General features: G+C 55.8%; 18 protein-coding genes and 1 other RNA gene. 2 read left to right on the top strand and 17 right to left on the bottom strand.

Features of this window, described 5'->3' with window-relative positions; all coding sequences use genetic code 11:
* Positions 1-5: 5 nt before the first annotated feature.
* The 17 genes from ftsA to rsmI form a co-directional block, all read right to left on the bottom strand.
* Positions 6-1,244 carry a cell division protein FtsA gene (ftsA, locus tag GH984_RS08160; protein WP_153719719.1) on the bottom strand — a complete coding sequence of 413 codons (1,239 nt, stop codon included), beginning with the start codon at positions 1,242-1,244 and terminating at the stop codon, positions 6-8.
* Complete coding sequence (locus tag GH984_RS08155; RefSeq protein ID WP_153719718.1) at positions 1,234-1,935, bottom strand: cell division protein FtsQ/DivIB; 702 nt, start codon at positions 1,933-1,935, stop codon at positions 1,234-1,236. The genes ftsA and GH984_RS08155 overlap by 11 nt, the downstream gene beginning before the upstream one ends.
* Entirely contained in the window at positions 1,932-2,879 is a 948-nt protein-coding gene (locus tag GH984_RS08150) for a D-alanine--D-alanine ligase (RefSeq protein WP_153719717.1), read from the bottom strand. Before GH984_RS08150 ends, GH984_RS08155 begins: the two co-directional genes overlap by 4 nt.
* On the bottom strand, positions 2,869-3,762 hold the full coding sequence (gene murB / locus GH984_RS08145; RefSeq protein ID WP_153719716.1) for a UDP-N-acetylmuramate dehydrogenase: 894 nt from the start codon (positions 3,760-3,762) through the stop codon (positions 2,869-2,871). Before murB ends, GH984_RS08150 begins: the two co-directional genes overlap by 11 nt.
* Entirely contained in the window at positions 3,759-5,198 is a 1,440-nt protein-coding gene (gene murC / locus GH984_RS08140; RefSeq protein ID WP_253939184.1) for a UDP-N-acetylmuramate--L-alanine ligase, read from the bottom strand. The genes murB and murC overlap by 4 nt, the downstream gene beginning before the upstream one ends.
* Entirely contained in the window at positions 5,195-6,277 is a 1,083-nt protein-coding gene (murG, locus tag GH984_RS08135; RefSeq protein WP_153719715.1) for an undecaprenyldiphospho-muramoylpentapeptide beta-N-acetylglucosaminyltransferase, read from the bottom strand. Before murG ends, murC begins: the two co-directional genes overlap by 4 nt.
* Positions 6,274-7,473 carry a putative lipid II flippase FtsW gene (gene ftsW, locus GH984_RS08130; protein ID WP_153719714.1) on the bottom strand — a complete coding sequence of 400 codons (1,200 nt, stop codon included), beginning with the start codon at positions 7,471-7,473 and terminating at the stop codon, positions 6,274-6,276. The genes murG and ftsW overlap by 4 nt, the downstream gene beginning before the upstream one ends.
* Positions 7,466-8,872 (bottom strand): UDP-N-acetylmuramoyl-L-alanine--D-glutamate ligase, encoded by a 1,407-nt coding sequence (gene murD / locus GH984_RS08125; protein WP_253939183.1) that lies wholly within the window; start codon positions 8,870-8,872, stop codon positions 7,466-7,468. Before murD ends, ftsW begins: the two co-directional genes overlap by 8 nt.
* Positions 8,815-9,897: a phospho-N-acetylmuramoyl-pentapeptide-transferase gene (gene mraY, locus GH984_RS08120; RefSeq protein ID WP_153719713.1), complete on the bottom strand. Its 1,083-nt coding sequence runs from the start codon at positions 9,895-9,897 to the stop codon at positions 8,815-8,817. Before mraY ends, murD begins: the two co-directional genes overlap by 58 nt.
* A complete protein-coding gene (locus GH984_RS08115; RefSeq protein ID WP_153719712.1) occupies positions 9,891-11,237 on the bottom strand; it encodes a UDP-N-acetylmuramoyl-tripeptide--D-alanyl-D-alanine ligase in 1,347 nt (448 codons plus the stop codon). Before GH984_RS08115 ends, mraY begins: the two co-directional genes overlap by 7 nt.
* A complete protein-coding gene (locus GH984_RS08110; RefSeq protein WP_216643642.1) occupies positions 11,237-12,721 on the bottom strand; it encodes a UDP-N-acetylmuramoyl-L-alanyl-D-glutamate--2,6-diaminopimelate ligase in 1,485 nt (494 codons plus the stop codon). The genes GH984_RS08115 and GH984_RS08110 overlap by 1 nt, the downstream gene beginning before the upstream one ends.
* On the bottom strand, positions 12,721-14,409 hold the full coding sequence (locus GH984_RS08105) for a peptidoglycan D,D-transpeptidase FtsI family protein (protein ID WP_153719711.1): 1,689 nt from the start codon (positions 14,407-14,409) through the stop codon (positions 12,721-12,723). The genes GH984_RS08110 and GH984_RS08105 overlap by 1 nt, the downstream gene beginning before the upstream one ends.
* On the bottom strand, positions 14,402-14,707 hold the full coding sequence (ftsL, locus tag GH984_RS08100; RefSeq protein ID WP_253939182.1) for a cell division protein FtsL: 306 nt from the start codon (positions 14,705-14,707) through the stop codon (positions 14,402-14,404). The genes GH984_RS08105 and ftsL overlap by 8 nt, the downstream gene beginning before the upstream one ends.
* On the bottom strand, positions 14,704-15,642 hold the full coding sequence (gene rsmH, locus GH984_RS08095) for a 16S rRNA (cytosine(1402)-N(4))-methyltransferase RsmH (protein WP_256365607.1): 939 nt from the start codon (positions 15,640-15,642) through the stop codon (positions 14,704-14,706). Before rsmH ends, ftsL begins: the two co-directional genes overlap by 4 nt.
* A 12-nt stretch (positions 15,643-15,654) precedes the next feature.
* On the bottom strand, positions 15,655-16,107 hold the full coding sequence (gene mraZ / locus GH984_RS08090; RefSeq protein WP_369692009.1) for a division/cell wall cluster transcriptional repressor MraZ: 453 nt from the start codon (positions 16,105-16,107) through the stop codon (positions 15,655-15,657).
* A 240-nt stretch (positions 16,108-16,347) separates the two neighbouring features.
* An RNA gene (rnpB, locus tag GH984_RS08085) (RNase P RNA component class A) lies at positions 16,348-16,705 on the bottom strand.
* Positions 16,706-16,720: 15 nt separating this feature from the next.
* The gene (gene rsmI, locus GH984_RS08080; protein WP_369692007.1) at positions 16,721-17,587 is read right to left on the bottom strand and encodes a 16S rRNA (cytidine(1402)-2'-O)-methyltransferase; all 867 of its coding nucleotides are present in this window, start codon (positions 17,585-17,587) and stop codon (positions 16,721-16,723) included.
* Positions 17,588-17,744: 157 nt separating this feature from the next.
* Here rsmI and GH984_RS08075 point away from each other — a divergent pair, with 157 nt between their 5' ends.
* Positions 17,745-19,445, top strand: coding sequence for a penicillin-binding protein activator (locus GH984_RS08075; protein WP_153719710.1), 1,701 nt, complete (start codon positions 17,745-17,747; stop codon positions 19,443-19,445).
* The gene (locus GH984_RS08070) at positions 19,442-19,798 is read left to right on the top strand and encodes a YraN family protein (protein ID WP_153719709.1); all 357 of its coding nucleotides are present in this window, start codon (positions 19,442-19,444) and stop codon (positions 19,796-19,798) included. The genes GH984_RS08075 and GH984_RS08070 overlap by 4 nt, the downstream gene beginning before the upstream one ends.
* Positions 19,799-19,811: the final 13 nt, after the last annotated feature.

The following is a 19,811-nucleotide window of genomic DNA, read 5'->3' as shown; positions in this document are numbered from 1 at the left end:
AGACCCTAAAAATTACCTTTAAACCAATCACGCATGCGTCCCCATAACGCATTGAAACTTTTCTCTGATGCCGTTAATTCCTGATGCGGCTCACTGCCGTGCAACCGACTAAAGTGCAATAACCCCACGCCAGTGGCATAAATGGGATTACGAACCACATCGGTTAGCCCGGTCATGTTTTGCGGAATGCCCAGCCGCACGGGCATGTGGAAAATCTCTTCGGCTAGCTCAATGGCGCCTTCCATCTTGGAGCTACCACCCGTTAGAACGATTCCGGCCGCCGTTAAGTCTTCAAAACCGCTGCGCCGAAGCTCCGCTTGCACCAGCGTCATGAGCTCCTCGTAACGGGGTTCGACGACTTCCGCGAGTGTTTGGCGAGACAGCCTTCGCGCTGCACGCTCACCAACCGACGGCACCTCGATCGTTTCTTCGGTACCGGCAAGTTGCGATAGCGCACAGGCGTAACGCATTTTAATTTCTTCGGCATGCTGCGTTGGCGTGCGCAGAGCAACCGCAATGTCATTGGTTACCTGATCGCCCGCAATCGGGATGACGGCGGTATGTCGAATGGCGCCTTCGGTAAAGACCGCAATATCGGTTGTGCCGCCACCGATATCGACCAGGCAAACGCCCAGTTCTTTCTCATCATCGGTTAAGACGGCATGGCTAGAGGCCAGCTGCTCGAGAATGACGTCATCCACTTCAAGCCCGCAGCGGCGAATGCACTTAATAATGTTCTGAGCCGCGCTGACCGCGCCAGTCACCATGTGAACCCGCGCCTCAAGCCGAACGCCTGACATGCCAATTGGCTCGCGAATCCCTTCCTGGCTATCGATGATGTATTCCTGAGGCAGGAGATGCAGGATCTTCTGATCAGCCGGTATTGCCACTGCCCGCGCCGCATCTAACACGCGATCCACATCGCCCTGGGCCACTTCTTTATCACGAATAGCCACGATGCCGTGCGAGTTCAAAGAGCGAACGTGACTGCCGGCAATGCCCGCATACACCGAATGAATTTGGCAACCTGCCATCAGCTCTGCCTCTTCAACGGCGCGCTGAATTGACTGGACCGTCGACTCAATATTGACCACCACCCCTTTTTTTAAGCCGCGCGATGGGTTGGAACCAATACCGATAATCTCAACCGTACCGTCGCTTTGCAGTTCACCAACAATGGCAACTACCTTTGAAGTGCCAATATCCAATCCAACCAGCAGGTTGCGCTCAGGTTTACGTGTCATCGACTGTTTCCTCGGGCTGCCAAAGCAGAGCAAATCCATTGGGGTAACGAAGATCCGCCACAGACAACATCTGCTCGGGCAAATCTTCGACTTGTGGCCAGGCTGCGATAAAGCGCGCTAACCGCTCTTCGGTGTCTTGCCGGCCCAGCCGAATCAAGCCACCGTTGTCTAAAACCACCGTCCAAGCCCGTCGTTCGTCTAACTTCAGGCCAATGACTTGTATGTCCACCGGCTGCAGTAACGCGCGTATTTCCTGAAACCGCGTTAACACCCGCTCGGCGCTGCTGGGCGGGCCAGCTAGGGCGGGCAGACCCTCGGGCAAACGGCGGGGCCGAAACACCCGCGCCTGCGCGTTTAGCAAAGCACCCTCGCCCCATTGCGCAATGGGGCGTTGCTCGACAATGTGAACTTCCAATGCATCCGGCCACACGCGTCGAACAGACGCTTGCTGTACCCAAGCTAGGGCCTCTAAGGACTGACGTATGGAGAGCACGTCTGAACCCAGCAGGCCGCCCCCTAAATTGGGCAGAACGGCAGCGCGCAAATCCTCTTGACGCAGATGTGCAAGCTCGCCATCGAAGCGGACGGTTTGAATTGGCAGCGGCGGAGACTCGGCCCACTGCGTACTCAGCCAGTAGCCTCCGGCCAGCAGACCGAACAGCATCACACCCAATGAAAGTCTGCCTATCATTTGAAATCATGCCTCCCACTCGTCAGCAATATCCGCCATACCAGCTCTGACATGCTTATTCCTTGAGCCTGTGCCGCTGCCGGCACCAGCGAGTGATCAGTCATACCCGGGACTGTATTGACTTCGAGTAGCCAAAACTGGCCTGCAGCATCTGCCATGACATCCACTCGACCCCAACCGCTCGCATCAATCGCATTAAAAGCAGCTAGCGCTAATTGGCTGATGGTTTGCTCCCGCTCTGCACTCAGCCCACTTGGGATATGCATGCGGGTGCTGTCATCCCGATATTTCGCAGCAAAATCATAGAACTGACTGGTCACCTCAATTCGAATACTCGGTAATGCCTGACCCTCAAGAATGCTTACTGTGTATTCGGCGCCCTCAATGCAACGTTCAACCAGTACCTCATCGCCAAACGCGCTCGCTCCCGCCCACGCACTATCCAGCGCATCCATAGAGTTGACTCTTTGGGTACCCAAGCTAGAGCCCTCTTTGAGCGGTTTCACGAAAAGCGGAAAACCCAACCCCTCAACGGCAAGCTGAAATTCATCACGTGAACGGAGCACATACCAAGCAGGTGTCGGCAACCCAATAGCGCGCCATATTTGTTTGCTGCGCAATTTATCCATGCCAAGCGCAGAGCCAAGAACACCGCTGCCGGTATACGGCACACCAAGGCTCTCTAGCGCACCTTGAATCGCACCGTCTTCTCCACCCGGGCCATGCAGGGCAATAAACGCCCGATCAAATGCTTTGATTTCTTCTAGCGCGCGCTGCGATGGATCGAAAGCTTCCGCGATCACCCCTTTTTCATGTAGGGCATGCAAGCAAGCTTGACCACTCGCCAAGGAGATTTCTCGCTCAGCAGAATGTCCGCCCATGAGCACGGCAACCCGACCCATCTCTGCCGGTGTGGGTGTGTCGGTTGGTAAATTAATGGACATAACCAACCTCCCCGATAATTCGAACCTCTGGCTCAAGCTCAATATCAAACTGCGCTTTGACGGCCTGCTTCGCCAATGCAATCAGCGCCTCGATATCAGCCGCTGATGCTTGCCCTTCATTCACGATAAAGTTGGCGTGTTTTTCTGAAATGCGCGCACCGCCCCGCGCGGTACCCTTTAGGCCAACCGCCTCAATCAGCCGCGCGGCATAATCACCAGGTGGGTTACGGAAAACAGAACCGCCGCTAGCAATGCCGGTAGGCTGTCGCTCCGCCCGCTCTGCGAGCAGACCCCGAACTTTTGCCTGTAACGCGTCGGGGTCGCCACCCGGGGTTAATCGCAGCGTGGCCGCGGTAAACCATTCGTTGTCGTAACCGGTCACCTCGCGATAGCCCACCTGGTAGTCTTGCGGCAAGCGCTCCTGGCGCTGCCCGCCTCGATTCATCACCTCCACCGATTCAACCAGCGGCCATGTCTCACCACCCCAGGCACCTGCATTCATCGCCAACGCACCACCAACGGTGCCAGGAATGCCAGCCATAAACTCCGCGCCAATCAATCCTTGCTGACCACACCATTTGGCCACGCGCGCGCAGGGCACTCCGGCGTCCACTCTTATCCGACCATTGCCGAGGTCAACGATATTCGCCAAGCCACGGTGTAAACGAATGACTGATCCATGAAAGCCGCCATCACGAATGAGGACATTGCTGCCGAGCCCCAGCCACAGCAATGGGTCAACCGCCTCTGTGCTCATTAGGAATGCACTTAAATCATCCACATCAGCCGGCTCATAGACCCGTTCGGCAAGGCCACCCACGCGCCAGCTAGTTAGCCGGTCTAGGCTTACGTTGCGCTGCAAACGGCCGCGTAAAGCAGTCATGGCGACGCCTCCGAATCAGCCAGCAAAGCAGGCAAGGCCTGGCCAATGCTGCCGGCCCCCAGTGACAACACAATATCGTTCGCGCGCAATAAGCCCGGCATCACGCTGCGCAGCTCATCAATACCTCGCACTAAAACGGGGTCTACTTGCCCGCGCTGCCGAATCGCACGGCATAAAGCGGGCGTATCCGCACCAGGAATGGGTGCCTCGCCGGCCGAATACACATCGGTCACCAATAGCAAATCGGTATCGCTTAACACCCGCACAAAATCATCAAATAAGTCGCGCGTGCGGGTATACCGATGGGGCTGGAAAGCAACCACTAAGCGCTGCCCCGGCCATCCGCTTCGTACCGCTTCAATCACAGCGGCAATTTCGCGTGGATGATGAGCGTAGTCATCAAGCAAAGCCGCATGCCCACCGGCAACAGGCAGATCGCCAATGGGCTGAAAACGCCGGCCAATTCCCGAAAAGGACTCTAACGCGCGCTGGATCGGTGCATCATCAACACCCAGCGCACGCGCAATACCGATCGCCGCCAATGCATTGAGCACGTTATGCCGACCTGGCAGATTCAGCGTCACAGACAGATCGGCATAGCCTTCGCTGACCACAATAAACTGGGTTTGCGAGCCTTTGGCGCTCAACGCCGTAGCTTGAATATCCGCATCAGCACTAAACCCATAGGTTGTCGTGGGGCGGGCTAACTCACCCAGCATGGCTTTTAGGACAGGATCGTCTTCACACACCACTGCCAGTCCATAAAATGGCAGGTGATGAATAAATTCCACAAAGGTGGCGCGCAAGCGATCAAAGTCTCCGCCATAGGTATCGAGGTGATCTGCATCCACATTGGTGATCACGGCCATCATGGGGTTGAGATGCAGGAAAGAGGCGTCGCTTTCATCAGCCTCTGCCACCAAATAACGCCCGCTGCCGAGGCGTGCGTGACTCGCCGCACTATTGAGCCGGCCCCCAATAACAAAGGTGGGGTCTAAATCAGCCTCACCCAAAATGCTGGCGATTAAACTGGTTGTTGTCGTTTTGCCATGCGTGCCCGCCACTGCAATGCCAAAGCGGAAGCGCATAAGCTCTGCCAGCATCTCAGCACGCCGAACCACAGGAATTCGCTGCGCCCGCGCCGCGGCCACTTCAGGGTTTTCATCACCCACAGCGGTAGAAATCACAAGGGCATCTGCGCCTTCCAGCTGCGCGGCATCATGACCAATAAATACCTTGGCGCCTAGCTCACTGAGCCGCTCAGTCACCGCGTTTTCTTTAAGGTCACTGCCAGATACTGTGTAGCCAAGGTTTAATAACACCTCAGCAATTCCACCCATGCCGGCACCACCAATACCCACAAAGTGCAGGCGCCGCACCTGGCCCATCGCACCAGGGGCGCCCTGCTCAACCTGATAAGACATTGGCGCCTTCATGCCGCCACCGCCAAACATTGCTCAACAACCTGATCAGCCGCCGCTGGCTGCGCCAAGCGCTTTGCCCGACCAGCCATTTCCGCTAACTGGCTTCGATCAGCTAACAACGGCTGCAACCGGTTAAACACGGCCTCGGGCTCAAGCTCAGCATCTGGCATTAATTCCGCCGCCTTTGCATTCACCAAAAACTGCGCATTCGCGGTTTGATGATCGTCTACCGCGTAAGGGAAAGGCACAAGCAAGGCAGGCACGCCCACCGCCGCCAGTTCTGAGACCGTCAGTGCCCCAGCGCGACAAACCACCAAATCAGCCCAGGCATAAACGGTCTGCATATCTGCAATAAACACGCGCACATCGGCGTTTACACCAGCCTCTGCATAAGCCGTGCGTGCGTCGCCAATCGTTCTTTCGCCGGCTTGATGAATAATCTCAGGGCGCTGATCGGCCGGCCATTTGGCAAACGCAGCGGGCATCACCTGATTTAAGCTGCGCGCGCCAAGGCTGCCGCCTAAAACCAGCACCCGCGGCGATAGGTCATTACGAGCGGCATAGCGCACAGCTGGGTCATCATCTTGTGTTAACTCACGCCGAATTGGATTGCCGGTATCCAACACATCACGAGCCTTCGGAAACTCGGCGCCTAAACCCGTTAGAACGCGCACAGCTAAGCGTGATAACCAGCGATTGGTCATTCCTGCAATTGCATTTTGCTCATGAATCACAAGCGGCCGGCGCAGCAACCATGCGGCCAAACCTACCGGGCCTGCCACATAGCCGCCCAATCCCAAAACAACACGGGGTTGATAGCGGCGAAGCAACAGCATTGCACCGAGCAGTGCGCGTGATATCCGCCACGGCGCCATTAGCCACCCCAACAAACCATTACCCCGTAAACCCCGAATCGCTAGCGGCGCGAATGGCACGCCGGCCTCCGGTATCACGCGTGCTTCTAGGCCATACGGCGTACCGACCCAGATCACGGGTATGTCCCGCGCTTTAAGCGCATCAGCCACTGCCAGCCCAGGGTAGACATGGCCACCCGTGCCGCCGGCTGCAATCATGACAGGCCGGGCGTTCATCTCGACCTCCGGCGGCTCAAAGTACTTGCCGCCCGCTGACTGACTCGTCGCTCGTAATCCACACGCAAAACCAGACCCAAGGCCGCAGCAGTCATGACCAAACTACTGCCCCCGTAACTCATCAGCGGGAGCGTTAGGCCTTTGGTTGGCAGCAAACCCAAGTTAACGCCCATATTGACGAAGGCTTGGAAGCCCAAACTAACAGCCACCCCATAGGCAAGCAGGCCGCCAAACGGACGCTCTGCTTGAAAGCTGGCCGAACCAATGGCACAAATACGCACCACCAAAAAGGCATAAAGCCCAATCACCACAAGCATGCCAAGCAAACCGAATTCCTCGGCCAGCACGGCAAACAAAAAGTCGGTATGCGCCTCTGGAAGATAAAAAAGCTTTTGCACGCTATTGCCGAGACCCACTCCCAACCATTCTCCTCGGCCCACCGCAATTAGCGACTGCGATAACTGAAAGCCGGTATCAAAAGGATCGGCCCAAGGATCGCGGAAAGCGGTCAAACGCTCTAGACGATACGGTGCAGAAACCACCAATACCGAGCCAAGCGCAACCACAACAATCGCCAACAACAAGAAAACGCCTAACGAAACGCCAGCCACAAACAACATGCTGCCCAACGTGACGGCCAGCACAACCAGTGCGCCAAAGTCAGGCTGTGCGAGCAATAGAACTCCGGCCATTGTTATTACCACTGCGGGAGCCACTAATGCCCCGACCGATAGCGCGCCTTTTTCTCCCTGACGCACTAAATGCGCGGCCAGATAGACGATGAACCCGACTCTCGCCACTTCTGAAACTTGCAAATTAATGATGCCAACGGGTAACCAGCGCGTTGCCCCGTTAATCTCTCTGCCAACGCCCGGCAACAGCACCAACACCAATAAAAATATTGACCCCAGCAATATCACTGGCGCCCATTGCCGCAATCTATCCAACGGCATTAACAACGCAGCAGTTAGCGCTAACCCGGCTGGCAATAAAAACAACAGCTGGCGAACCAGAAAATAAGTGGCCTGATTGGCCTCCTCTTCTCCAATGGCAAGCGAAGCCGAGCCCATCATGACGATGCCAATGCCGAGCAACAGCCCAATGGCGAGGATCAAAAGGCGATCATGATCGGCACCGAATGGTGTCCGACGGCCTAATAAGGCCTCTAACCGTGGATAACGCATGGCCTCAGCCATTTTGACCCACCTGCTCAACCAGGGCGCTGAACTGTCGTCCGCGGTCTTGATAATCGGCAAATTGATCCAAACTTGCGCACGCAGGCGCCAACGCAATCACATCGCCACGCTCAGAAAGGCGTAGTGCCGCAACTACCGCATCGGCTAATGATTCCACCCGCTGCACGACCACATGCGGCGCAAGTGCCTGCACCAGCACACCGGCGGCTGCACCATAGACAACAGCCGCTCGCGTCTCAGACGGTAAACCAGCCGCTAAAGGCCTAAAGTCCTGCCCCTTCCCGTCTCCACCTGCCAGTAACACCATGGGACGACCGAGCCCCTGAATGCCGGCAACTGCCGCACCCACATTGGTTGCCTTGGAGTCATTAATCCACAATCGATCGGCATGCCAGCCCAAACTCTCGCTGCGATGTGGCAGACCACGGAAGGTTTTTAAAGCTGAGATCATGGCGGCATCAGGCCATCCGGCTGCTGAACCAATCGCCAATGCAGCCAGCGCGTTTTGCAGGTTGTGCCGGCCGACCAATGGAAGGCTTGAAGCCGCCACCAAGGGTGTTGCCCCTCGACAAAGCCAGTCGCCATCCTCAAGCGTCAGCAGATGGTAATCTCCGGTTTGCTCACCAAACCAGGTAATCGGCAATTCCGCAGGCGCCATCGCGGTTACCGCCAGATCTTGCGCGTTAAGCACCGCATGCTGCGCATGAGTCAAAATGCGTGCCTTTGCCGCGGCATAGTCACGCATCGCATCGTATCGATCTAAGTGATCAGCCGTTAGATTAAGCACCGCACCCACCAAGGGTGCCAACGAGGCGGTGGTTTCCAGCTGAAAACTCGACAGCTCGAGCACATAGAGATCTGCATCGGGCTGTGTCATTAACAAATCAAGCGCTGGCGGACTTAAATTGCCGCCTACAGCAACGGCTTTACCTGCACATCTGGCCATCTCGCCAACGATCGAGGTGACCGTGCTTTTCCCATTAGAGCCGGTAATCGCAATAACCGGTGCAGAGACTGCCTGAGCGAAAAGCTCGATTTCACCCACAATAGACTGGCCGCGCTGAGCTGCCGCTTGGACCTCCGGTTGCCGGGGGTCAACACCGGGGCTCAATATTATTTGCTCAGCATTGGCCAACATCTGCGCATCGAATCGTCCAGTAACAATAGGCACATCGGCGCTACGCGATTGTAGCTCTGCCAAGCCGGGGGGATTAGGGCGCGTATCCATCACGGCAAAATCTCGGCCTCCGGCGAGCAAATACCGAGCACAGGCCATTCCTGACTGTCCAAGCCCTAAGATGACTGCGTCGTATGCCGGCTTTTCGACCACTGCCACCTCCATCACCGCAACTTCAACGTCGCTAGGCCAACCAACACCAAAATGACCGTGGCTATCCAAAAGCGCACAATCACTCTGGGCTCAGGCCAACCCTTTAACTCAAAATGATGGTGTAAAGGCGCCATCCGAAAGATGCGCCGACCCGTTCGCTGGTACCAAAACACCTGCAGCATGACCGACAGCGTTTCTACAACGAACACGCCGCCCATAATGAATAGCACGAGCTCTTGGCGTACAACGACGGCCACCATGCCAAGTGCAGCGCCAAGCGAAAGGGCACCAATGTCGCCCATAAAGACCTGCGCGGGGTAGGTGTTAAACCATAAGAACGCCAGCCCAGCGCCAATCAGTGCACCAACAAAGACAATCAACTCCCCCGCACCCGCCACGAAGGGAATACCCAAATAGTCAGAAAACAGCGCATTACCGCTAGCGTAGGCAAAAATACCAAGGCCTCCACCAACCAGCACCGTTGGCATAACTGCTAGCCCATCAAGGCCATCGGTCAAGTTCACCGCGTTGGAAGCGCCCACCACAACCAGCCATGTCAGCGGAATAAACCACCACCCCAGCGGGATCACCAATTCTTTAAAAAATGGCACGATTAACGCCGTTTCAACGGGTGCGACAGCGCTCAAATAAAGAACGAGCCCAGCAAAAAGCCCCACCACCGATTGGGCCGCAAACTTCATTTTTGCACTTAAGCCTTCGCTTCTTTTTTCTCTAATTTTCAGCCAATCGTCGTACCCACCAATCGCGCCGAACGCCAGCGTCGTCAGTAACACAACCCAAACAAATCGATTGCTCAAATCACCCCAAAGCAGTGTGGAAACGGAAATACCAACCAAGATCAACGCACCACCCATTGTGGGCGTGCCTGCTTTTGAATAATGACTGACTGGCCCTTCCTGGCGGACATGCTGGCCAACCTGACGCCGCTCAAGTGTTCGAATTAACCAAGGCCCCACTAACAGCCCGATACCTAAAGCGGTTAAGGTGCCCAAAATGGCGCGAAAGGTCTGATACTGCACCACATTAAAAACGGTGAAGTGCGCGGTAAGCCATTCGGTTAGTAGGATCAACATGACTGCCCTAATGCCTCTATGACTCGTTCCATTCGTGCCGAGCGAGACCCTTTCACCAGCACCCGCACTCCGTCTTCCAACGCGTTGGCAACGGCGTTAATCAAGGCTTCTTGATCACTAAAACACGTCGCTTGCGATCCAAATGCCTCGGCCGCATGCGCACTTAACGGCCCCAATGCGTATAGCCGCTCAAATCCTAAGGTGCGTGCTTCACGGCCCGCGGCGGCATGCAGCGCTTCCGCATCAGGGCCAAGCTCCGCCATATCGCCTAAAACCAGCCAAACCGGACCGTCGTATTGCGCGGTCACCGTCTCCATTGCCGCCGTTAGCGAAGCCGGATTCGCGTTATAGGTGTCATCAATCAGCTCCGACCCGGCAATTCCCGGGCGTGCAACTAAACGGCCTGCCACCGCAGATACACCCTCTAGGCCCCGAACGATGGCATCGACAGGTATATCCATCGCGGCGGCAACACTGGCAGCAGCAAGGGCATTGAGCTTGTTGTGTCGGCCCGCCAATGGAACGTGCACCGAAAAAGGTTCTGACTGGCCCGGTAACTGAATCTGTAGCTGATTGTCTTCACTAATCGAGCCCACCACATCGGCTGGCAGCCCCTCTAAGGAAAAACGCAGGATGTGGCAATGCGCGGCCTGTTGCTCCCAAAAGCTCGCAAACGGATCATCTGCGTTAATAATGGCGCAACCCTCAGCCGGCAGCGCTTCGAATAACTCGCCTTTGCCTGCCGCAATCGCAGAGACGCTGCCAAAACCGGCTAGGTGAGCCGGCCCCACGTTATTGACTAAGCCGACTCGGGGGCGTGCCCAACTCGCTAGCAAACCAATATCGCCGGGCCGTGCACAACCCATTTCAACCACGGCATATTGATGTTCAGCCTTAAGGCCACAAAGCGTTAACGGCACACCCAGCTCGTTATTAAAATTCCCTTGGCTTGCATGGGTCGATCCCACCTGTTTAAGGATCGCCGAAACCATCTCTTTGACTGTTGTTTTGCCATTACTGCCGGTAATGCCAATCGTTAGCGCCTGGCTTTGCGAACGAATCCAACACGCCAGCTCAACCAGTGAGCGGCGCGTATCCTCGACCACCCATTGCGTTAGATCTGTGTCTACCTCACGAGTGACCATGACTGCTGCAGCACCGGCGGCGGCAGCAGCCGAAACAAAATCATGCCCATCCGCTTGACTGCCCGGCAGCGCTATAAATAGATCGCCTGCGGTTAAGGACCGGCTATCGATACCAACGCCTGAGACGACAACCCGCGGGCCAATGCAGCGTCCGCCTAACTCTGCCGCTAATGATTGGAGTGCAACGGCATCCATCAGCCAGCCCTCCGTAGCAATTGCTGTTCAACCTGCTCACGATCCGAAAACGGCACCGCTTGTTGACCAAGCCATTGCACACTCTCATGGCCTTTGCCTGCTACAAGCACCACATCTTTGGCATTTGCTTGCTTAATCACATTAGCAATGGCGCTAGCACGATCTAATTCGACACGTACGCCGGCTGGATCAGAAATCCCGGCACAGATCTCTTCGACAATCGCCTCTGGAGGCTCGCTGCGCGGATTATCATTGGTCACGACAACCTGATCCGCCAAGCGCGATGCCACCTCGCCCATTAGGGCACGTTTACCAGCGTCGCGATCACCACCACAACCAAACACGCACCAAAGCTGACCGGTTGTATGCTGGCGCAATGCGTTGAGCACCGACTCCAACGCCCCGGGGGTGTGAGCGTAATCCACAACAACCAATGGCCCATCAGCACCGATGAATCGCTCCATCCGCCCCGGCACAGCGCGAATGGCCGACGTTGCATGCAGGACATCTTCGGCTGACTGCTCCCAACCAGCTGCTGCTATCGCTGCCGTAACATTGGCCGCATTGAATGAACCCATTAAGGGCAACCGTAATGAATGCGTTATGCCGGCATGCCGCAGCTGCACCGATAAGCCATCAGCGGTGGGCTCAACGCCACAAACTTGCCATTCGTTATTCGAGCCCCTGCCATAACGGGTCACCTCCACATCATCATTCAGCGCGGCTAATCCAACACCAAAGGCATCATCCATATTGATAATCCGGCAAACCAAACTAGGCCATAAAAACAGCTTCCGCTTAGCGGCGGCATAGGCTTCAAGACTACCGTGATAATCCAGATGATCTCGGCCGAGGTAAGTCAATACAGCCGTATGGAAAGGCACTGCAGCCACTCGCCCCTGTGCCAAAGCATGGGAGGACACCTCCATCGCAACGGCCTTTGCGCCAGCCTGCACCAGCGTTTGCAGCTGCTGCTGCACACTCACCGGGTCGGCCGTGGTATGTCGCGTTGGCTTGAGCTGCCCAAGTAAGCCGCACCCTAACGTGCCCAATACGCCACATTGAATGCCTAGCGCGCTCAGCAGTTGCGCCACATAATGCACAACCGACGTTTTACCATCGGTACCGGTCACACCAATAACCCGCAGCGCATTGCCGGGGTAACCACAATATTTGGCAGCTATCTCGCTAACATGAGAATGCAAGTCAGGCAGTTTGGCCAAATGCACATCCGCACTCGCACAAATTGCCGTCAGCGCTGCATCGTCCCATTGGGGTGATGGCTCATAAACCACCAATTGCGCGCCAGCGGCTATTGCAGCGTCGAGATGCTCGAGGCCATGCCCCTGCTCTCCCGCCGCCGCCAAGAAAACGCCGCCAGAGACCACCTCTCGCGAGTCCATCGCCAAACCAACAACCGGGTGCGCTGGCGCATGAATGCCCCAGGGTGCAAGCAGCGCTTCCATTGTCATACCGCCCGCCATTAGCTCTTTCGCTCCAACATGGCGTCTGGGGATAGACGATAAAGGCGCAACGCATCACTCATCAGCGCACGAAACACCGGCCCAGCGACGGGACCCGCATAGTATTCAGACGGATCCGGCTCGTCGATGGTCACTACGGCAACGAACCGCGGGTTGCTTGCTGGCGCGATACCGGCAAAGGTAGAGACATAACGACCTTTGGCATAACCCTCCGGCCCAATTTTCCGACTCGTACCCGTTTTACCGGAAACTTGATAACCGGGAATAGCCGCCTGAGTGGCCGTACCACCCGGCAATGTCACATCCACCATCATGGCGCGCAGCGCTTTCGCAACACGCGGGTCCAGAACAACAGGCCCCTCCACCGCCGGCGCATTGGCCAGCAATGTTGGCGTTGGCAAGCGGCCATCAGCTGCAATTGCCGCATAAGCACGTGCCAACTGGAGAGTGGTTACCGATAAGCCGTATCCAAACGCCAAAGTGGCTTTTTCAAAAGGCCGCTCCGTTGGTATTGCTGTTAAATGCCCCGATGCCTCACCCGGAAAATTCACACCCGTTGATTGCCCAAACCCCAAATCAGCTAATAGCTGCCAATGTCGGCCTTGCTCAAGTTCAAGTGCCATTTGAGCAACCCCAACATTGCTGGACTTTTGCAAAATGCCACGCACCGTTAAGGTGCCAAAATCTCGAATGTCTCTGACATCGTTGCCCGCAACCCGCAAGTATCCGGGGGCGGTGTCAATCTCCGTTTCCGGCGTATATTTGCCACCCGCTAATGCAGCCGCGACTGCCAGCGGTTTCATCACCGAGCCGGGCTCAAAAACATCCGTTACAGCCCGATTTCGGTAGCGTTCGGCCACAATGTCTGAGCGGCGATTAGGATTGAACGCAGGCTGGTTAACCATCGCCAAAATTTCGCCACTATGGACATCCATTAAAACGACTGAACCCCCTCGGGCAGAACGCCGCTCAACGGCAGCTTTCAGCTCTCGGTAAGCGATATATTGCAGGCGCTGATCAATACTTAAGTGGAGATCTTTGCCCGGTCGCGCATCGCGTAAGAGCTCAACATCTTCAATGTTGCGGCCATAGCGATCACGCAAAACCCGCTTAGCGCCGGCAACCCCACTTAACCAATCGTTGTAGGCATACTCAACGCCGCTTTGGCCTTTATCGTCAACATCAGTAAAGCCAAGCACATGCCCTGTCACTTCGCCTGCTGGATAAAAGCGCCGATATTCCCGCTGCAAATGCACACCCGGAATCTCCAGCGCTACCACCTGCTCGGCTAACTCCGGAGAGATATGCCGCCGAATGTAAACAAACTCTCTATTGGCACGACTCGTTAACGTTTGCTCCAGAACTCTCGCATCGAGCCCAACCAATTCAGCTACCGCAGAAATGGATGCGTCTGCATTTTCATCCAACAACACTTGAGGATTGGCCCAAATCGACTGCACGGGTGCGCTAATTGCAAGCGATTCGCCATTGCGGTCGTAAATCACGCCACGATTAGCCACTAAAGTTTCTACACGAAGGTGGCGCTGATCACCCTGCCCTTGTAAAAAGGCGCCCTCATATAATTGCAATGTGACCGCACGGCCCAAAAGCACAAGCGGCAGCAACATTAGCCCAACAATCACCAGCCAACGCCGCCAGGCACGCGGTTGTAGGCGCTGGTTACTCATTACCCACCCCTGCTGATACATTCTGATCCAACCGAATCAAAACAATCTCACTGGCATCAGGCCGGATCAGGCCTAGCTCGTCGCGGGCAATGGCTTCAACCCGTGAGTGCGTTGCTAATGCACCTTGCTCCAAACGCAGTCGACTCCACTCCACGTTTAGGGCATCACGCTCGTCACGTAACTGTTCAATCTCTTGGAAAAGCACGCGGGTGTTATGTTTGCTTTCGGCAACCAGTAAAGCAGAAACGATAACTGCCACCGCCAATGCGAATACCCATAAAGTCATGTGGCCACTCATGAGAGTCGCTCCGCCACGCGTAAAACGGCGCTGCGCGCCCGCGGGTTGGTCACGGTTTCTTCGGGATCTGGCCGATAGGCACGTCCAATGCGACGCAACCGTGGACGCTTCTCAGGGGGCACCATTCCGGCGCCCGGCGGTAGATCACCCACTTGGCTATTGCGCTGAATAAAGCGTTTTACCCGGCGGTCTTCCAAAGAGTGAAAGCTAATAACAACCAAACGGCCCTCAGGCGCAAGCAGCGCACAAACATCGCCAAGCAGCGCATCTAGCGCCTCAAGTTCACCATTAATAAAAATTCGGATGGCCTGAAAAGAGCGGGTTGCCGGGTGCTTGCCTGGCTCACTACGCGGCACTGCAGTGGCAATCAGCTTGGCGAGCGCCAGCGTATCTTCAGGCAAATCACCCTCGTTACGAGCCTGACAAATTGCCGCGGCGATCCGTTTGGCATAACGCTCTTCGCCATATTCACGTAACACGCCAACCAATGCGCGCTCATCAACATGCGCTAACCACTGAGCGGCTGTTTCGCCTTGCGTGTTATCCATTCGCATATCGAGCGGGCCGGCGCGCATAAAGCTAAAGCCGCGATTTGCCTGATCTAATTGAGGCGATGAAACACCCAAATCAAGCAAAATGCCGTTTACATGGCCTTCCAGCTGCGCGGCACGCAGCCGATCACCTAATTCAGAGAAGTTGGCTTGGCAGATATGACAACGTGAATCATTGGCATGACGATCACGCGCGATGGCAATCGCCTCAGGATCTCGATCAACCAGCCACACCTGCGCAGTTTCATCCAAGGCATCGAGAATGGCTGCTGCATGACCCCCGCGGCCATAAGTCCCATCGACATAAAGACCACCCGGGCGCAAAGCTAGGTGATGAATCACCTGCTCCTGCATGACCGACTGATGGGACCCGACTTCGATCAAAATAACGGCCTCCTAGAGTGACAATGACTCAAGATCACCGGGCAGCTCTTCCGCCTCCGCTGTCTCCGCTAACCACTGCTCTCGTAAACCTGACCACGTGGCCTCATCCCAAAGCTCAAACTTGTTGCCCTGACCAATGAGCACCGTTCTTTTTTCCAAACCTGCAAAGTCGCGCAACGGAGGCGGCAGTAAAATTCGACCATTACCATCAAGTTGGCATTCAGTGGCATGCCCGATCAGCAATCTTTGAAGTCGGCGCGCCGTGCGATTAAGGCTCGGCAAGCGCACAAGCTTCTGCTCAATATGCTCCCACTCGGGCAACGGGTAGACGAGCAAGCAATAGTCTCTATCGACGGTCACCACCAATTGACCATCGCACAACGCCTGAAGCCGCTCTCTATAGCGGCTTGGAAAGGCCATGCGGCCTTTAGCATCCAGCGTTATTTGGGTGACACCGCGAAACACAATCGCCCCTTATTCACCCGTTAAATCCTAAAAAAACCATTTTTCACCACTTTTTCCCACTTAAGGGCACACTCTAGACAGCAATTCTCATCGCGTCAAGCCGTTAAAAAAGAAATTTTTGCTTGGCGCACAAGAACTTAGCGCCTAAATAAAAGCAGGTAGAACAGCTACACAACGGTAGATAAATACCGTTTTTAAAACATCAATTTAGGAAGATTTGCGAGAATTCGCATTAAAAGAAAAAGAAGTTGGCCTGTAAGCCGGGTTCTGTCGAGGACGATCATTCCTCTTGGATTTATGTCACCACAAACCTCAAGCGACCTACCCGGGAGCCGCGCGGGCCACACGTCTGCTCCCCTATTTGGTCTTGCTCCGAGTGGGGTTTACCGTGCCGCGACATGTTGCCATGCGCGCGGTGCGCTCTTACCGCACCTTTTCACCCTTACCTGTGCGAAGCTATCGCAACGCCATCGGCGGTCTGATCTCTGTGGCACTTTCCGTCGGCTCACGCCGCCCAGGCGTTACCTGGCACTCTGCCCAGTGGAGCCCGGACTTTCCTCCACACCCAAAAGAGTGCAGCGATCGCCCAGCCAACTTCCGCCTTTAGGATACCCTATTTCGGCGTTGATGCATCTGTTGCTCTAGCGTAAAGAGCATTAACGCTCTGCCCACTAAGCGCTGCAGCAACCCGCGCTGCCGCTTTCGCCCCTAACCCCTCCTGCCGTAGCAGCTTGAGCAGCCGATCAACATCCAGTGGCGATTGTGTATCGGCTGAATCAGCAACCTCAGTTGCTGCTGGCGCTACCATCACAACAAACTCACCCCGCGCTTGGTTGGCATCGGCCGCCTGCCAATCAACTAATTGCGCTAGGGTATCCATTTGGGTTGTTTCAAATCGCTTGGTTAACTCCCTTGCCACGGCCGCCTCACGAGAGCCTCCAAACACCTCAGCCATTTCACTCAGCGTGGCACCAAGCCGTCGCCCCGCCTCAAAAAACACGAGGGTTCCGGAGACATCCGCTAACGCCTCAAGCCGACGGCGTCGTGCCGAGGAGCGTGCGGGCAGAAAGCCCTCAAACCAAAACCGATCAGTGGGCAAACCGGCGACGGATAGAGCAGCGGTTATACTTGATGGCCCCGGCACCGCTAGCACTGTCAGGCCAGCTTCCCGCGCGGCGCGAACTAAACGATACCCCGGGTCACTGATTAACGGCGTACCCGCGTCGCTGACAAGCGCAATATCATCGCCCGCTTGCAGACGTTCCAGTAATCGTTGCACCCGACTCGCTTCGTTGTGCTCATGCAACGATAATTGAGGTGTCCGGCAATCGAACTGCTCGAGCAGACGGCCGGTATGGCGTGTATCCTCAGCAGCGATCACGGCCACATGATTTAACACCTCGATAGCCCGAGGACTCATATCGCCGAGATTACCGATGGGTGTTGCCACCACGTACAGACATCCAGATTGGTTTGACACCGTTACTCCAGCCGCTCGATACTTGACTAAGAATGTCGAGTTTACTCGGCTGTAAAGACCGTCGCGAGGTTCGCCTTTGTCTCTCCTGCGCTGCACACGTTATTTTGCCTTTGCACTAGCCATAGTACTTGGCATTTCTGCTTGTGCGCCGCTTAGCATGCAAGAGCGAGAGGGGCCGCGCGACCCGGCTGATTCTCCGCGCATCACGGCAGCGGAAGTTGCGCTTAGCAACGATGATCTGAGCGCCGCCATCACCCTACTGCGTATGGCAGCTCAGGAATTCAGAGGCGCGCGCTCAGAAGACCTCTTGCTAGAAGCGCAAATCTTAGCGAATGAGTCATCCGCCGACCAGCAGTTGCAAACGCTTGCCAATCGACTCGATGGTCAACTGCCAGCGCGCTTACAAGGACGCTACTGGGCAAGCATTGCGGCCGCACAGCGAGATCGTGGACAAACTGATCAGGCGCTACGCTCTCAGTGGGAGGCATTGCAAGCGGCACGTTCTCCCCAGCAGCGTCTGCGCGCTGAGGCGCTGCTCTGGAAAGATTTACAGGCAATCCCTTTAGACCAGCTCATGCAGGCCGAATCAGAAACCTGGCCGGCCGATTTGTCAGCTTGGCAAGCACTAGCGCTGGCCGTCCGACCCCGATTATTAGCACTTGACGGCGCCGCACAAGGCATCGCCGAATGGCGTGAGCAAGGCAATACCAAAGGAGTGAGCGAGCTTTTAATTACCCGTATCCAGGCCATGCATCGCTACGCGTATGCCCCCGTCAAGCAGGTTGCCCTGTTGCTGCCGCTCAGCGGTGATCTATCTGGCCCTAGTCGCCGCATTCAAATGGGATTCTTAGCCGCCTACTACAGCAGCAATGCAGAACAAAGACCCATAGCCATTCGCTTTATTGATGTTGGAGCAAATGGCCTCGCCCCGGCCGCAGGCTACCGAGAAGCCGTTGCCGGTGGTGCAGAAATCGTGCTTGGGCCATTGAGCAAAACCGCCGTGGAATCTGTGCTAAGCGGGGCAGAAATCACCACGCCGTTGCTTGCGCTTAATCGCATCGACCCGCCATCTTCAAGCCCGTCTCCAAACGTTTTCCAATTTGGGTTAGCGCCCGAGGATGAAGCAGCAGCCACCGCGTCTACTGCCCTCGCGCTCGGTTATCAACAAATCGCTATTTTGGCAGGCGATGATGAATGGAGCGAACGTGTGACCGATGCGTTTGTTAGCGCCTTGCACGAGGGCGGAGGCACAGCGCTTGAGACGCAGCGCTACCCAAGCAACCAAGATGACCTATCTGGGCCAATACGAGCAATATTGAATATTGATGATGCCGACCAACGAACCGAGCGCCTTGAATCGTTGCTTAATATTCGACTGAAGACCGAGCCAAAACGACGCAGCGATGCCGACGCGCTTTTTATTGCGGCCAGGCCGAACGCGGCTCAGGTACTCATTCCACAAATTCGTTTCCACGATGGACTTGATCTTCCCGTCCTTGCGCCCGCATCGGCATTTCCCGGTGGTAGCGGAGATGTTGAGAGTGACTTTGAAGGCCTAATTTTTGCTGAAATGCCTTGGCTCATTCCCAACGCGATGCCGGCATCAGCGGCCGCTGCCTATGCTGAGCTTGTCAGCGAGGGACAGGAGGCCAATCAAATTGGTCGGCTCGAGGCGCTTGGTATCGACGCCTTGCACTTAGCGAAACTCATTCACATCCTCAAGGAGCAGCCTGGCCTGAACTACTCGGGTGCCACGGGCTCATTACACGTTAACAAACAAGGCATTATCCAGCGTCGGCTTGAACCGGTTGAGGTTCGTAACGGCACGCTTTCACGCCTTCTCGATCAACTCCCATGACACAATTACCCAGAGCAATCGGCGACCAGGCCGAAGATCAAGCGCTACAGCATCTTGAGCAGCAGGGGCTAACATTGATCACAAGAAACTTTCAAATTCGTCGCGGCGAAATTGATCTCATCATGCAACATGCCGATGAACTCGTGTTTGTCGAGGTGCGTGCGCGAAGCAACACGGCCTATGGCGATGGCATAGAAAGTATTACGCGCAGCAAACGTCAGCGATTAATCGCTGCAGCTAGTGCCTATTTGCAGCGCCAGCGGTACGATATGCCGGCCCGTTTCGACGTGGTGGCAATTGATGGCCAAGGGCAAATCAACTGGATTGCGGATGCATTCAGAGCAGATGACTAGGTGAGCCGGGAGG

Origin of the sequence: Spiribacter salilacus (genome assembly GCF_009649225.1) — a bacterium.
Classification (GTDB): Bacteria; Pseudomonadota; Gammaproteobacteria; order Nitrococcales; family Nitrococcaceae; genus Spiribacter; species Spiribacter salilacus.
This window is presented reverse-complemented; position numbering and strand designations above follow the sequence as displayed.